Source organism: Burkholderia pyrrocinia, from assembly GCF_022809715.1.
Taxonomy (GTDB): Bacteria; Pseudomonadota; Gammaproteobacteria; order Burkholderiales; family Burkholderiaceae; genus Burkholderia; species Burkholderia pyrrocinia_C.
In genome coordinates, this window is record NZ_CP094459.1 from 3,218,301 (window position 1) to 3,231,833 (window position 13,533).

A 13,533-nucleotide genomic window follows, 5' to 3' on the forward strand; every position below is an offset into this window, starting at 1 on the left:
ATGAATACGCATTTCCGCTGGACCCAGTTGCTGCCGCTCGCCGCGGTCGCCGCGCTCGCGGGCATCACGTGGTGGTTACTGCAGGCGACGCTGCCGCCGCCCGGCGAGGGCACCGCGCAGCCGAAGCGCCATACGCCCGACTATTTCGCGGACAACTTCTCGGTCACCGAGCTCGACCAGTCCGGCACGACCCAGTACCGGCTGACGGCCGCGAAGCTGGTCCATTACGAAGACACCGAAAACAGCGACCTGACCGATCCGGCCATGCGCGCATTCCAGCCCGGCAAGCCGGTCGTGACGACCACCGCGAAGCGCGGCACCGTCAACGGCGACGTGTCGATCGTCGATTTGTACGACGACGCGCGCATCCTGCGCGCGGCCGGCGGCGGCGATCCGCAAATGCAGGCCGATTCCCAGCATTTCCGGATCTTCGTCAATGACGATGTGATCCAGACCGAAAAGCCGGTTAAACTTCAGCGCGGCCTGTCGCTCGTCAACGCGACCGACGGCATGAAGTACAACAACGTCACCCGGGTCATCGAGCTTTACGGCAACGTGCGCGGCACGATCGCCGCGGCGGACACGTCCGGCGGCTCGAAAGGTCAACCCAAGTGACGCTTCCCTCACGTGACTGCATGAACGAACCGTTCCCTCGACAGATTTCCGGCGGCGCTGCGCGCGCCGTCCGCGCCGCGCTCGCCGCGACGCTCGTGGCGCTCCCGTTGATCGGGCTGGCGCCGCTCGCCCATGCCGAGAAGGCCGACCAGAACAAACCGATCAACGTCGAGGCCGACAACCTGACCTATGACGACCTGAAGCAGGTCACGGTCGCGACCGGCAACGTCGTGATCACGAAGGGCACGATCATCATCAAGGGCGATCGCGTCGAAGTGCGCCAGGATCCGGAAGGCTATCAGTACGCGACGTCGTTCGGCAGCGGCAAGAAGCACGCGACGTTCCGCCAGAAGCGCGAAGGCCTCGACGAATACATCGACGGCGACGCCGAGCGCATCGACTACGACGGCAAGCAGGACCTGACCACGCTGACGACCGCCGCAACCGTGCGCCGCCTGCAGGGCACGTCGACCATCGCCGACACCGTGCACGGCAGCGTGATCACGTACGACGGCCAGCGCGACTTCTACACCGCGAAGGGCGGCAAGGACATCGCCGCGCCCGGCAACCCGAACGGCCGCGTGCGCGCGATGCTGTCGCCGAAGAACGGCGGCCCCGCGCCGCTGACCGGCGCGCCGGCGAAGCTGTCGCCGTCGACCACGATCCAGGGAGCGCCGGGCCAATGAACGCGCTACCGAACCGCCAGCCGGCCGGCACCACGAGCTCGCTCGTCGTCCGCAACCTGAAGAAGCGCTACGGCTCGCGCACGGTCGTCAAGGACGTGTCGCTCGACGTGAAGAGCGGCGAAGTCGTCGGCCTGCTCGGCCCGAACGGCGCCGGCAAGACCACGTCGTTCTACATGATCGTCGGCCTCGTGCCGCTCGACGCGGGCGAGATCTCGCTGAACGGCAGCTCGATCAGCCTGCTGCCGATCCACAAGCGCGCGTCGCTCGGCCTGTCGTACCTGCCGCAGGAAGCGTCCGTGTTCCGCAAGCTGACCGTCGAGGAAAACATCCGCGCGGTGCTCGAGCTGCAATACGGCGAAGACGGCAAGCGGCTGTCGAAGGACGCGATCTCGTCGCGCAGCGAAGCGCTGCTCGACGAGCTGCAGATCGGCCACCTGCGCGAGAACCCGGCGCTGTCGCTGTCGGGCGGCGAACGACGCCGGGTCGAAATCGCGCGCGCGCTCGCGACCAACCCGAACTTCATCCTGCTCGACGAACCGTTCGCCGGCGTCGACCCGATCGCGGTGCTCGAGATCCAGAAGATCGTCAAGTTCCTGAAGCAGCGCAACATCGGCGTGCTGATTACCGATCACAACGTCCGCGAAACGCTCGGCATCTGCGATCACGCCTATATCATCAGCGACGGCTCGGTACTCGCCGCCGGCGCGCCGAGCGACATCATCGAAAACGAAAGCGTGCGCCGCGTGTATCTCGGCGAACACTTCCGCATGTAACTTCCTCCTCGTGGCTGGCTGCACCCCGCCCGGCATCGCCGCGCGGGGCCGCGCCCCGCTTCGCGGCCATGCCCGCGGCCGGGCGGCGCGCCGCGCGTAATCGCGGATGGCTCAACGCGCCTGGGTCGTGGCAAACTGCCGGTATGACTCCCTCCTTGCCATGAAAGCCAGCCTCCAACTCCGCCTGTCGCAACATCTGGCGCTGACGCCCCAGCTACAGCAGTCGATCCGGCTCCTGCAGTTGTCGACGCTCGAATTGCAGCAGGAAGTCGCGATGGCCGTCGCGCAGAACCCGCTGCTCGAGAACGACGACGAATGGATCGTGAGCCCGCTGCGCGTCGCGGCGGACGGATCGCTGATCGCGCAGACACCTTCCAGCCAGAATACCGAGCCGGCCCCGGCAAACAGCAGCAGCAGCACGTCAGGCGATCGCGCGGAGCGCGACGAGCCGGCCGGCGCGGACGAATACGACGGTTACGCGTCCGGCGACGGCAACGACGGCCCGCAATGGAATCTCGACGAATTCGGCCGCTCGAGCGGCGCGTCCGACGACGACGACCTCCCGCCGCTGCAGGTGCAGGAAGCCGCGACGTCGCTGCGCGACCACCTGTCCGCGCAGTTGCGCGTCACGCAGGCCAGCCCGCGCGATCGTGCGCTCGTGATGTTCCTGATCGAATCGCTCGACGACGACGGCTACCTGACCGCCACGCTCGACGAAGTGCTCGCCGACCTGCCGCCCGAGCTGGAGATCGACTGCGACGAACTGAACGCGGCGCTCGCGCTGCTGCACAGCTTCGACCCGGCCGGGGTCGGCGCCCGCTCGGCCTCCGAATGCCTGAAGCTGCAGCTGCTGCGCCTCGATCCGTCCCCGACGCGCACGCTCGCGCTCGAGATCGTGTCGCAGCATCTGGAGCTGCTCGCCGCACGCGACTTCACGCGATTGCGCAAGCACCTGAAGGCGAGCGACGACGCGCTGCGCGACGCGCACGCGCTGATCCGCTCGCTCGAGCCGTTCCCCGGCGCCGCGTACGGCAAGGCCGAGGCCGACTACGTCGTGCCCGACATCATCGTGAAGAAGGCCGGCCAGGGATGGCTCGCGGAGCTCAATCCGGAGGTCGTGCCGCGCCTGCGGATCAACAACCTCTACGCGAACATCCTGCGCAACAGCCGCGGCGATCCGTCGACCGGTTCGCTGAAACAGCAGCTTCAGGAAGCACGCTGGCTGATCAAGAACATCCAGCAGCGTTTCGACACGATCCTGCGTGTCGCGCAGGCTATTGTCGAGCGTCAAAAGAATTTCTTTGCACATGGCGAAATTGCCATGCGCCCCTTGGTTTTGCGGGAAATAGCTGATACGCTGGGCCTACACGAGTCGACTGTCAGCCGTGTGACAACCGGGAAGTACATGCTGACCCCGTTCGGGACGCTTGAATTTAAGTACTTCTTCGGATCTCACGTTTCGACCGACACCGGTGGCGCCGCCTCGTCGACCGCCATCCGAGCCCTCATCAAGCAACTGATAGGAGCTGAAGACCCAAAATCGCCACTTTCGGACAGCCGCATTGCCGAGCTGCTGGCAGAACAGGGTTTCGTGGTCGCGCGCCGCACGGTTGCCAAATATCGCGAAGCCCTCAAGATCCCGGCAGTGAATCTGCGCAAGTCTCTTTAGGCCTGCTGCCTGCCCGGCGGCAGGCGTGTTCCGGCCACCGCGCACACGGGGAACAGGCCGGGCGACCTGTCCGCAATACACCGCCTCCGTGCGGTACGGGCAAGTCGACCGGAGCGCCGCCTCGATGCGGCCGGGTGGTCACTCGCTTGGAGAAGCACTATGAACCTGAAGATCAGTGGACATCATCTCGAAGTCACGCCTGCAATTCGCGAATACGTGATCACCAAGCTGGACAGGGTGCTACGGCATAGCGATCAGGTGATCGATGGCACTGTGATCCTCTCGGTCGACAACCACAAGGAAAAGGACAAGCAGCAGCGCGCGGAAATCAATCTGCACCTGAAGGGCAAGGACATCTTCGTCGAAAGCGCGAACGGCAACCTGTACGCCGCGATCGATCTGCTGATCGACAAGCTGGATCGCCAGGTCGTCAAGCACATGGAGCGCCTGCAAACGCACGCGCACGACCCGATCAAGCTTCAACCGTCGATCGACCAGATCGAACTGCCGCCGCAATAACCGTCACCGCAACACGCACGCCGCCCGGTTCGCCGGGCGTTTTTTTTGCGACTCCGCGCCCGTGGTGCGACCGGTCCGTCCATGCTGCGCCACGCACGCGGCTGTGCTCTATAATGTCCCGGTTATCGCCGGGGGGCGTTGGGTGCGGTAGCTGCGTTGCAGGTTGCCGATACCAGATGCCTTGATATCGCCGAACATGGAAAATCAGTCTGCCGCCGCAAGGAGACCCCAGGCCGCCCAATCGCCTGCCAACATGAATCGCCTAGCCAAAATCCTGCCCATAGAGAACGTCGTCATCGACCTCTCGGTCACCAGCAAGAAACGCGTGTTCGAACAAGCCGGGCTGATGTTCGAGAATCAGAACGGCATCGCCCGCAGCACCGTCACGGACAACCTGTTCGCGCGCGAGCGCCTCGGCTCGACCGGGCTCGGCGAAGGCGTCGCGATTCCGCACGGGCGCATCAAGGGTCTCAAGCACCCGCTCGCCGCGTTCGTCCGGCTCGCCGATGCGATCCCGTTCGAAGCGCCCGACGGCCAGCCGGTCGGCCTCCTGATTTTCCTGCTCGTCCCCGAGCAAGCCACCCAGCAGCACCTCGAAATCCTGTCGGAAATCGCGCAACTGCTGTCCGATCGCGACGCGCGCGAGCGTCTGCACAACGAAACGGATATCGCCGAGTTGCATCGCCTGCTCACTCAGTGGCAACCTTGAGTTGATCCGGGCGGAATATTTTCCCTCACGAGGCGGCACGCGCCGCCGTCCAGGGCCGCCCGGCGCCGGCCCGGCATGGCGACGACCGTCGCCGCGCGCATGCACCGGCTCATTGGAGTGACGAGAGTCATGGATACGTCCAGCATCAACGCCCAGAGCATCTTCGACGACAACGCGGCCACGCTGAAACTGAGCTGGCTCACGGGGCATGAAGGCTGGGAGCGCGGCTTTTCGGCCGACACGGTCGGCAACGCGACGTCGAGCGCCGACCTCGTCGGCCACCTGAACCTGATCCACCCGAACCGGATCCAGGTGCTCGGCGAAGCCGAAATCGACTACTACCAGCGCCAGACCGACGAAGACCGCTCGCGCCACATGGCCGAGCTGATCGCGCTCGAACCGCCGTTCCTCGTCGTCGCCGGCGGCGCCGCGGCGCCGCCCGAACTCGTGCTGCGCTGCACGCGCTCGTCGACCCCGCTGTTCACGACGCCGATGTCGGCCGCCGCGGTGATCGACAGCCTGCGGCTCTACATGTCCCGCATCCTCGCGCCGCGCGCGACGCTGCACGGCGTATTCCTCGACATCCTCGGGATGGGCGTGCTGCTGACCGGCGATTCGGGCCTCGGCAAAAGCGAGCTCGGCCTCGAACTGATCAGCCGCGGCCACGGTCTCGTCGCCGACGACGCGGTCGACTTCGTCCGCCTTGGCCCCGATTTCGTCGAAGGGCGCTGCCCGCCGCTGCTGCAAAACCTGCTCGAAGTGCGCGGCCTCGGCCTGCTCGACATCAAGACGATCTTCGGCGAAACCGCCGTGCGGCGGAAAATGAAGCTGAAGCTGATCGTCCAGCTCGTGCGGCGCCCCGACGGCGAATTCCAGCGCCTGCCGCTCGAAAGCCAGACCGTCGACGTGCTCGGTTTGCCGATCAGCAAGGTCACGATCCAGGTTGCGGCCGGCCGCAACCTTGCGGTGCTCGTCGAGGCCGCCGTCCGGAACACGATCCTGCAGTTGCGCGGAATCGACACGTTGCGCGATTTCATGGATCGGCAACGACTCGCGATGCAAGATCCCGACAGTCAGTTCCCCGGCAAACTGGTGTAACCCGCACGCGCCGGCTGCGCAACGCCGACGCGTCGAGCCGGTGCTATGATGAAACGTCAGGATTCTCTGCTTCCCATGCGCATCGTCCTTATCACCGGCATCTCCGGCTCAGGCAAATCCGTCGCGCTGAACGCGCTCGAAGACGCAGGCTATTACTGCGTCGACAACCTGCCGCCGCATGTGCTCCCCGAACTCGCCCGCTACCTCGCCCAGGACGGCCAGCGCCGGCTCGCGGTCGCGATCGACGCGCGCTCGAGCGCATCGCTCGACGAAATGCCCGGCCTGATCCGCGAGCTGTCGCGCGATCACGACGTGCGCGTGCTGTTCCTCAACGCAAGCACCCAGGCGCTGATCCAGCGCTTCTCCGAAACGCGCCGCCGCCATCCGTTGTCCGGCTCGCTGTCGCACGATGCGGACGTCGGCCTGCTGTCGTCGCTCGAGGAAGCGATCGAGCGCGAACGCGACCTCGTCGCGCCGCTCGCCGAGTTCGGCCACCAGATCGATACGAGCACGCTGCGCGCGAACGTGCTGCGCACGTGGGTCAAGCGCTTCATCGAGCAGAAGAACAACGACCTGATGGTGATGTTCGAGTCGTTCGGCTTCAAGCGCGGCGTACCGCTCGACGCCGACCTGATGTTCGACGTGCGCGCGCTGCCGAATCCGTACTACGACCACGAGTTGCGCCCGCTCACCGGGCTCGACCAGCCGGTCATCGCCTTTCTCGACGCACTGCCGATCGTCCACCAGATGATCGACGACATCCATGCGTTCCTGTTGAAATGGCTGCCGCACTTCCGCGATGACAACCGCAGCTACCTGACCGTCGCCATCGGCTGCACCGGCGGCCAGCATCGCTCGGTGTTCATCGCGGAAACGCTCGCCGCGCGCCTCGCGCACGAGGCGAACGTGATCGTGCGGCATCGTGACGCGCCAGTGGATGTCGACGCGTCGTCGCGGCTCGTCTCCGAGGTCGACCGACCCTAGCGACACCCGCCCCTTCGTCAGCGCGCCATGTCCTCCCTATCGACCACCCTGATCGACCTGCCGCTGTTTCCGCTGCACACGGTGCTGTTTCCGGGAGGCCTGCTCCCGCTCAAGGTGTTCGAGGCACGCTACCTCGACATGTCCCGCGCGTGCCTGCGCGACAACGCACCGTTCGGCGTGTGCCTGCTGAAGAGCGGGCCCGAAGTCGCACAGGACGGCGCCGTGTCGGTGCCCGAAACCATCGGCTGCATGGCGCGCATCACCGAGTGCGATACCGGCGAATTCGGGATGCTGTATCTGCAGGCGGTCGGCACGCAGCGTTTCGAACTGCTGTCGTATCGCGTCGAAGGCAACGGTCTGCTGGTCGGCATCGCGGAGCCGCTGCCCGACGACATCCCGCTCGAAGGCGAGCAGGCGCTCGCGCAGTTCGGCTCGTGCGCCGAGGTGCTGGAGCGCATCATCGACGCGCTGAAGAAATCCGAGCCGGGCAAGCTGCCGTTCGGCGAACCGTTCCGTCTCGACGATCCGAGCTGGGTGTCGAACCGCCTCGCGGAACTGCTGCCGCTCGACCTGCGCGCGCGGCAAAAGCTGATGGAATTTCCGGACGTCGGCGCACGCATCGACGCGGTGCATCACGTGCTCGACCGGCACGGCTGGCTGTAGGCGCCTCCGGACGGGGCTTCCTTCGGTGCGGAAAACCCGGGGCGGCCCGGCGTTTTCTTTTCTCGAGCGCGCGGCCCGCGCCGCGCCCTTTCCCCTTCGTTACAGCAGCGGCCCGCTCAGTGCATCGAGCAGCTTGCGCACGGGCGCCGGCACGCCGTACGCATCGAGCCGGCTCAGCGGCACCCACGCGGTTTCCGCGTCCCGTGCCTGCGACGGCAGGCCGCCGCCGTCCGCCATGTCGCTCAGCCGCGGCTCGATCTCGAGCCGGAAATGCGTGAACGTATGCGTGAACGGCGCAAGCGGCACCGGGCCGCCGCCGCCGAAGCCCTGCGCAAGTTCCGCGAGCGCCGCGTCGCCGTCGGCTTGCGGCAGGCACCACAAGCCGCCCCAGATGCCGGCCGGCGGCCGCCGCTCGAGCAGCACGGCGTCGCCGTCGCGCAGCACGAGCATCCAGGTCTTGCGTGTCGGCACGGCCTTCTTCGGCCGCGCGGCCGGCAGTTCGCGCTGCCGGCCCGTCGATTGCGCGACGCAGTCGCCCGCGAACGGGCAACGCGCGCAATCGGGCTTGCCGCGCACGCACAGCGTCGCGCCGAGATCCATCAGCCCCTGCGTATAGGCGCTCACGTCCGCCGCATTCGCGGCGTCGGGCAACAACGATTCGGCGAGCGCCCACATGTCGTTCTCGACGCGCTTCTCGCCCGGAAAACCCTCGACGCCGAACACCCGCGCGAGCACGCGCTTCACGTTGCCGTCGAGGATCGTCGCGCGCGCGCCGTACGCAAACGACGCAATCGCCGCGGCCGTCGAGCGGCCGATGCCCGGCAGTTCGGCCAGCGCGTCGGGCGTCGCCGGAAACGCGCCGCCGTGCTCGGCGACGACGACCTGCGCGCAGCGGTGCAGGTTGCGCGCGCGCGAGTAGTAGCCGAGCCCCGCCCACAGCGCCATCACGTCGTCGACCGGCGCGGCCGCGAGCGCGGCGACGTCGGGGCAGCGTTCGAGAAAGCGCGCGTAATACGGGATGACGGTCGACACCTGGGTCTGCTGCAGCATGATTTCCGACAACCAGATCCGGTACGGATCGCGGGTGTTCTGCCACGGCAGGTCGTGGCGGCCGTGCTCGCGCTGCCACGCGATCAGGCGCGTGGCGAACGTGCGGTGCAGCGGCGTGACGGGGAACGGAGCGGGGGCGATGCGGGGCGGCTTCAAGTTATCTAATCGCGGAAAGAGGTTTCAACGCTGGCAGGTCGCACAGAAATAGGTCGACCGCTGGCCCTGCACGATCTGGCGGATCGGCGTGCCGCATACGCGGCAAGGCTGGCCGGCACGGTCGTAGACGAAGCAGTCGAGCTGGAAATAGCCGCTTTCGCCGTTGCTGCCGACAAAATCGCGCAGCGTGCTGCCGCCGCGCTCGATCGCATCGGCGAGCGTCGCGCGCACCGCGTCGGCCAGCCGCTCGTAGCGCGGCAGCGACACCTTGCCGGCGGCCGTCGTGGGCCGGATGCCGGCGCGAAACAGGCTCTCCGACGCATAGATGTTGCCGACGCCGACGACCATGTCGCCCGCGAGCAGCGCCTGCTTCACCGACACCGTGCGGCCGCGCGTGCGCGCATGCAGCAGCGCACCGGTAAACGCCGGCGAGAACGGCTCGACGCCGAGGCTCGCGAGAAGCGGATGCGCATGCACGTCGCCCGCTTCGCGCGGGTGCCACAGCACGGCGCCGAAGCGGCGCGGATCGCGGAACCGCAGTACGAATTCGTCGAAGATCCAGTCGATGTGATCGTGCTTCGCGGCGACCGGCACGCCGGCCGCGGGCAGCACGCGCAGCGTGCCCGTCATGCCGAGATGGACGATGAACCAGCCCGCGTCGACCTCGAACAGCAGGTATTTGCCGCGGCGCTCGACGGCGAGCACCTCGCGCGCGCGCAATTGCTCGGCGAGCCCCGCCGGCACGGGCCAGCGCAGCATCGCGGTACGGACGTCGACACGCTCGACGCGGCGGCCCGCGACAAAGGGCTCGATGCCCCGGCGCGTGACTTCGACTTCTGGCAACTCTGGCATGTTATACGGGTCTGAGGCTAGGGTCTGTTTGCATATGGAACGCGCATGCGTTGCCACGAGAACGGCCGCTCGCGAGGCGCGCGACGCCGCGAATACTGGACGTATTCGCAAGGAGCGCAACGCGGCGAGCGGCCGTTCTCGTGGCAACCCCAAATTAAAAAATTCATGTCACGGGAATGCCCGAAATCGCCCGCATAGCGGCGTCGCTCGTCGCTTGTTTGGCTCGCCAAACGGCGCTCCTCGCTTCTTGCTATGCGGGCGATTTCGGGCATTCGCATGTGCGTTCCATATGCAAACGGACCCTATCACGATCGTGCGTGTATTGTAGCGAGCGCGTTACAATCGGTTGAAACATCGAACGGATTTCCATGACTCTGCCCTCGAAGCTGCTTCAGAAGCGCCCCGCCGCCGCGCGCGGCGCGCGCGCCTTCCCGGTCCGTCGTGCACTCGGCGCCGCGCTGTTTGCCGCCTGGACCCTCACCGCCTTCCCGGCTCACGCGCAGGATCCGGCATCGGACGACGCGGAGCCGCAGGGCGCGTTCGAGCATGTCATGCCGGATGAGCAGAAGAATCTCCCCGGTGTCCCGCTGACGAGCCAGATCGTCTACCAGGTGCTCGCCGCCGAGGTCGCGCTCCAGCGCAACCAGCCGGCGCCGGCGTACCAGACCTACCTCGCGCTCGCCCGCGACACGCGCGATCCGCGCATGGCGCAGCGTGCGACCGAGATCGCGCTCGGTGCACAGAGCCCGGCCGACGCGCTGTCCGCCGCGAACCTGTGGCGCCAGTACGCACCGGATTCGAACCGGGCATCGCAGGTCGACGCCGCGCTGCTGGTGCTCGCCGGCAAGCCGGCCGACGCGCAGCCGATGCTCGCGCGCGAGCTGGCCCGCGCAACCGGCGAGACGCGCGGGCCCGCGATCCTCGCGCTGCAGGCGCTGCTCGTGCGCGGCTCCGATCGCGTCGGCGGCCTCGCGGTGCTGAAGGACATGCTGAAAAACGACATGAACCGGCCCGAGGCGCAGCTCGCGATCGCGCGGCAGCAGCTCGCGGTCGACGACAAGGACGGCGCCGCGCAATCGCTGAAGCGAGCGCTGCAGCTCCGTCCCGACTACCTGCCGGCGGCGCTGATGCTGTCGCAGATGGGGCCGGCGGAACGCGCGGCGGGCATCGCGTCGTTCGAGAAATATGTTCAGCAGAATCCGAAGTCGCGCGACGCGCGGCTCGCGCTGTCGCAGCTCTATCTCGCCGACGATCGCCTCGACGACGCGCAGAAGCAGTTCGAGACGATGCGCAAGCTCGACTCGAAGGATCCGACGCCGCTGATGGCGCTCGCGCTGATCAAGATTCAGCAGAAGAAACTCGACGAAGCGACCGCCTACCTGAAGCAGTACGTGCAGCTCGGCGACAAGCAGCAGAACCTCGACGTCGGCCAGGGCTACATCTACCTCGCGCAGATCGCGATCGACCAGAACAACGATGCACAGGCGTCGCAATGGCTCGACAAGGTCGACCAGACGAGCCAGCACTATCTCCCCGCGCAGATCACGCGCGCGCAACTGCTGCAGAAACAGGGCAAGACCGACGAGGCGCGCAAGGTGCTCGACGACCTGCCGATCACGGATCCGCGCGACGCGGCCGTGGTCGCGCGCACCGACGCGTCGATCCTGTTCACCGCGAAGCGCTATCCGGAAGCCGAGGCACGGCTCGGGCAGGCGGTCCAGGACTTCCCGGACGATCCCGACCTGCGCTACGACTACGCGATGGCGGCCGAAAAGACCGGCCACTACACGACGATGGAACAGCAGCTGCGCGAGCTGATCCGCACGCAGCCCGACAACCCGCAGGCGTACAACGCGCTCGGCTATTCGCTTGCCGACCGCAACCAGCGCCTGCCCGAAGCCAGCAAGCTGATCGACAAGGCGATGACGCTCGCGCCGAACGATGCCTACATCATGGACAGCCTCGGCTGGGTGAAGTACCGGATGGGCGACACGGCCGGCGCTACGAAGGTCCTGCGGCACGCGTACGAACTGCAGCCGAACGCCGAAATCGGTGCTCACCTCGGCGAAGTGCTGTGGAAGAGCGGCGCACAGGACGACGCGCGTTCCGCGTGGCGTGCCGCGCAGAAGCTCGAGCCCGACAACGAAACGCTCGTGCAGACGCTGAAGCGCCTGCAGATCAACGGCCTCTGATGCAGATGTTCCCGATGCTTTCCCTGTCCTCCCGCGCGCAGCGCACGCTGGCCGCGGCCGGCGCCGCGCTCGCGCTCGCCGGCTGCGCGAGCACGCCGCCGTCGGCAAGCGCGCCGACGGGCACGGTGCTGCAGACCGCCGCGACGCACGCTTACCATGGCCGCTTCGCGGTGCAGTACGACGACCGTCTCGGCAGGCAGCAGAACGTGTACGGCAACTTCGACTGGCAGGAGCACGGCAACGACGTGTCGCTCGAGCTGCGCAGCCCGCTCGGCCAGACGCTCGCGGTCGTGAAATCGACGCCGCAGGCGGCGTCGCTCGAGTTGCCTAACCGACCGACGCAATATGCGACGGACGTCGGCGACCTGATGCAGCGAACGCTCGGCTTCGCACTGCCGCTCGCGGGCCTGCGCTACTGGCTGCTGCCGACGCCCGCGCCCGCGACGCCCGCGGAGACGGTACGCGATCCGGCCGACGACACGCACGTCAAGCAGATCCGCCAGGACGGCTGGACGATCGACTACCTTGCCTACGCGGACGCCCCGGCCACGGGCGTCAAACGCGTCAACCTCGTGCGCGCGACGCCGCCGCTCGACATCAAGCTCGTGCTCGATCAGTGAGCACGTGCGCCTAGCCTCGACATACGCATGACCGATTCGACCCGCTCGCTGCGCAACTGCCTTGCGCCCGCGAAACTCAACCTGTTCCTGCACATCACCGGCCGCCGCCCGAACGGCTATCACGATCTGCAGAGCGTGTTCCAGCTGCTGAACTGGGGGGACACGCTGCACTTCACGCTGCGCGACGACGGCCGCGTCGCGCGTGTCACCGACGTGCCCGGCGTGCCCGAGGAAAGCGATCTCGTCGTGCGCGCGGCCAACCTGCTGAAGGCGCACACTGGCACCGCACTCGGCGTCGACATCGAGATCGACAAGTGCCTGCCGATGGGCGCCGGCCTCGGCGGCGGCAGCTCCGACGCGGCAACGACGCTGCTCGCGCTGAACCGCCTGTGGCAACTCGACCTGCCGCGCACGGAGCTTCAGTCGCTCGCGGTGAAACTCGGCGCAGACGTCCCGTTTTTTATTTTTGGAAAAAATGCGTTCGCAGAGGGTATCGGAGAAGAATTAGCTGAGGTAGAATTACCGACTCGCTGGTTCTTGGTTGTGACGCCACGCGTTCATGTCCCGACCGCTGAAATATTTTCAGATGAGTTGTTGACAAGAGATTCGAAGCCCGTCACAATTGCTGACTTTCTTGCACAGCAAAACAGCGATGCGGGATGGCCAGACAGCTTCGGCCGGAACGATATGCAGCAAGTTGTGACAAGTAAGTACGCGGAAGTTGCGCAGGTGGTCAAATGGTTGTATGATGTGACCCCCGCGAGGATGACCGGCTCCGGAGCAAGCGTGTTTGCAGCGTTTCGCAGCAAACACGAGGCAGAAGCGGCGAAAGCCAAGCTGCCCGCCAGTTGGAACGGCGCAGTTGCCGAGAGCCTGAACGAGCATCCGCTCTTCGCTTTCGCGTCATGAAGTTTTACTTTGCCGGATGGCCTACACGAGTCCGGTGA

The 13,533-nt window shown here is 66.6% G+C and carries 14 protein-coding genes; 12 read left to right on the forward strand and 2 right to left on the reverse strand.

Annotated features, from left to right (window positions below; genetic code table 11):
- From lptC to MRS60_RS14915, 9 genes are all read left to right on the forward strand, one after another.
- Positions 1–615 carry an LPS export ABC transporter periplasmic protein LptC gene (gene lptC / locus MRS60_RS14875; RefSeq protein ID WP_034179057.1) on the forward strand — a complete coding sequence of 205 codons (615 nt, stop codon included), beginning with the start codon at positions 1–3 and terminating at the stop codon, positions 613–615.
- A gap of 20 nt (positions 616–635) precedes the next feature.
- Complete coding sequence (gene lptA, locus MRS60_RS14880; protein WP_034179058.1) at positions 636–1,301, forward strand: lipopolysaccharide transport periplasmic protein LptA; 666 nt, start codon at positions 636–638, stop codon at positions 1,299–1,301.
- Positions 1,298–2,074, forward strand: a complete 777-nt coding sequence (gene lptB, locus MRS60_RS14885) for an LPS export ABC transporter ATP-binding protein (protein ID WP_034179059.1) — start codon at positions 1,298–1,300, stop codon at positions 2,072–2,074. Before lptA ends, lptB begins: the two co-directional genes overlap by 4 nt.
- Positions 2,075–2,234: 160 nt before the next feature.
- Entirely contained in the window at positions 2,235–3,743 is a 1,509-nt protein-coding gene (locus MRS60_RS14890) for an RNA polymerase factor sigma-54 (protein WP_217590808.1), read from the forward strand.
- A 159-nt stretch (positions 3,744–3,902) separates the two neighbouring features.
- Entirely contained in the window at positions 3,903–4,262 is a 360-nt protein-coding gene (gene hpf / locus MRS60_RS14895; RefSeq protein ID WP_006477786.1) for a ribosome hibernation-promoting factor, HPF/YfiA family, read from the forward strand.
- Between the two features lie 196 nt (positions 4,263–4,458).
- Entirely contained in the window at positions 4,459–4,971 is a 513-nt protein-coding gene (locus tag MRS60_RS14900) for a PTS sugar transporter subunit IIA (RefSeq protein WP_034195643.1), read from the forward strand.
- Positions 4,972–5,100: 129 nt separating this feature from the next.
- Positions 5,101–6,069 carry an HPr(Ser) kinase/phosphatase gene (gene hprK, locus MRS60_RS14905; protein ID WP_006483133.1) on the forward strand — a complete coding sequence of 323 codons (969 nt, stop codon included), beginning with the start codon at positions 5,101–5,103 and terminating at the stop codon, positions 6,067–6,069.
- A gap of 75 nt (positions 6,070–6,144) precedes the next feature.
- The gene (rapZ, locus tag MRS60_RS14910) at positions 6,145–7,053 is read left to right on the forward strand and encodes an RNase adapter RapZ (protein WP_034179062.1); all 909 of its coding nucleotides are present in this window, start codon (positions 6,145–6,147) and stop codon (positions 7,051–7,053) included.
- Positions 7,054–7,080: 27 nt separating this feature from the next.
- Positions 7,081–7,716, forward strand: a complete 636-nt coding sequence (locus MRS60_RS14915; protein ID WP_034179063.1) for an LON peptidase substrate-binding domain-containing protein — start codon at positions 7,081–7,083, stop codon at positions 7,714–7,716.
- Positions 7,717–7,815: 99 nt separating this feature from the next.
- Here MRS60_RS14915 and mutY read toward each other — a convergent pair whose 3' ends face one another.
- Both mutY and mutM read right to left on the reverse strand, forming a co-directional pair.
- Positions 7,816–8,922, reverse strand: a complete 1,107-nt coding sequence (gene mutY / locus MRS60_RS14920) for an A/G-specific adenine glycosylase (protein WP_105393309.1) — start codon at positions 8,920–8,922, stop codon at positions 7,816–7,818.
- A 24-nt stretch (positions 8,923–8,946) separates the two neighbouring features.
- Entirely contained in the window at positions 8,947–9,774 is an 828-nt protein-coding gene (mutM, locus tag MRS60_RS14925) for a bifunctional DNA-formamidopyrimidine glycosylase/DNA-(apurinic or apyrimidinic site) lyase (protein ID WP_034179065.1), read from the reverse strand.
- Positions 9,775–10,142: 368 nt separating this feature from the next.
- Between mutM and MRS60_RS14930 the strand changes: the two genes are divergently transcribed.
- From MRS60_RS14930 to ispE, 3 genes are read left to right on the forward strand one after another with little or no spacing between them, the layout of a single operon-like run.
- The gene (locus tag MRS60_RS14930) at positions 10,143–11,966 is read left to right on the forward strand and encodes a tetratricopeptide repeat protein (protein ID WP_034179066.1); all 1,824 of its coding nucleotides are present in this window, start codon (positions 10,143–10,145) and stop codon (positions 11,964–11,966) included.
- Positions 11,966–12,586 (forward strand): lipoprotein insertase outer membrane protein LolB, encoded by a 621-nt coding sequence (lolB, locus tag MRS60_RS14935; protein ID WP_175750331.1) that lies wholly within the window; start codon positions 11,966–11,968, stop codon positions 12,584–12,586. Before MRS60_RS14930 ends, lolB begins: the two co-directional genes overlap by 1 nt.
- A 27-nt stretch (positions 12,587–12,613) precedes the next feature.
- Entirely contained in the window at positions 12,614–13,495 is an 882-nt protein-coding gene (ispE, locus tag MRS60_RS14940) for a 4-(cytidine 5'-diphospho)-2-C-methyl-D-erythritol kinase (RefSeq protein WP_175750332.1), read from the forward strand.
- Positions 13,496–13,533 lie beyond the last annotated feature (38 nt).

Bases quoted from the DNA above. Each gene is read 5' to 3' on its own strand.
- lptC (WP_034179057.1), top strand. From the start codon at position 1: ATGAATACGCATTTCCGCTGGACCCAGTTGCTGCCGCTCGCCGCGGTC.
- lptA (WP_034179058.1), top strand. From the start codon at position 636: ATGAACGAACCGTTCCCTCGACAGATTTCCGGCGGCGCTGCGCGCGCC.
- lptB (WP_034179059.1), top strand. From the start codon at position 1,298: ATGAACGCGCTACCGAACCGCCAGCCGGCCGGCACCACGAGCTCGCTC.
- MRS60_RS14890 (WP_217590808.1), top strand. From the start codon at position 2,235: ATGAAAGCCAGCCTCCAACTCCGCCTGTCGCAACATCTGGCGCTGACG.
- hpf (WP_006477786.1), top strand. From the start codon at position 3,903: ATGAACCTGAAGATCAGTGGACATCATCTCGAAGTCACGCCTGCAATT.
- MRS60_RS14900 (WP_034195643.1), top strand. From the start codon at position 4,459: ATGGAAAATCAGTCTGCCGCCGCAAGGAGACCCCAGGCCGCCCAATCG.
- hprK (WP_006483133.1), top strand. From the start codon at position 5,101: ATGGATACGTCCAGCATCAACGCCCAGAGCATCTTCGACGACAACGCG.
- rapZ (WP_034179062.1), top strand. From the start codon at position 6,145: ATGCGCATCGTCCTTATCACCGGCATCTCCGGCTCAGGCAAATCCGTC.
- MRS60_RS14915 (WP_034179063.1), top strand. From the start codon at position 7,081: ATGTCCTCCCTATCGACCACCCTGATCGACCTGCCGCTGTTTCCGCTG.
- mutM (WP_034179065.1), bottom strand. From the start codon at position 9,774: ATGCCAGAGTTGCCAGAAGTCGAAGTCACGCGCCGGGGCATCGAGCCC.
- MRS60_RS14930 (WP_034179066.1), top strand. From the start codon at position 10,143: ATGACTCTGCCCTCGAAGCTGCTTCAGAAGCGCCCCGCCGCCGCGCGC.
- lolB (WP_175750331.1), top strand. From the start codon at position 11,966: ATGCAGATGTTCCCGATGCTTTCCCTGTCCTCCCGCGCGCAGCGCACG.
- ispE (WP_175750332.1), top strand. From the start codon at position 12,614: ATGACCGATTCGACCCGCTCGCTGCGCAACTGCCTTGCGCCCGCGAAA.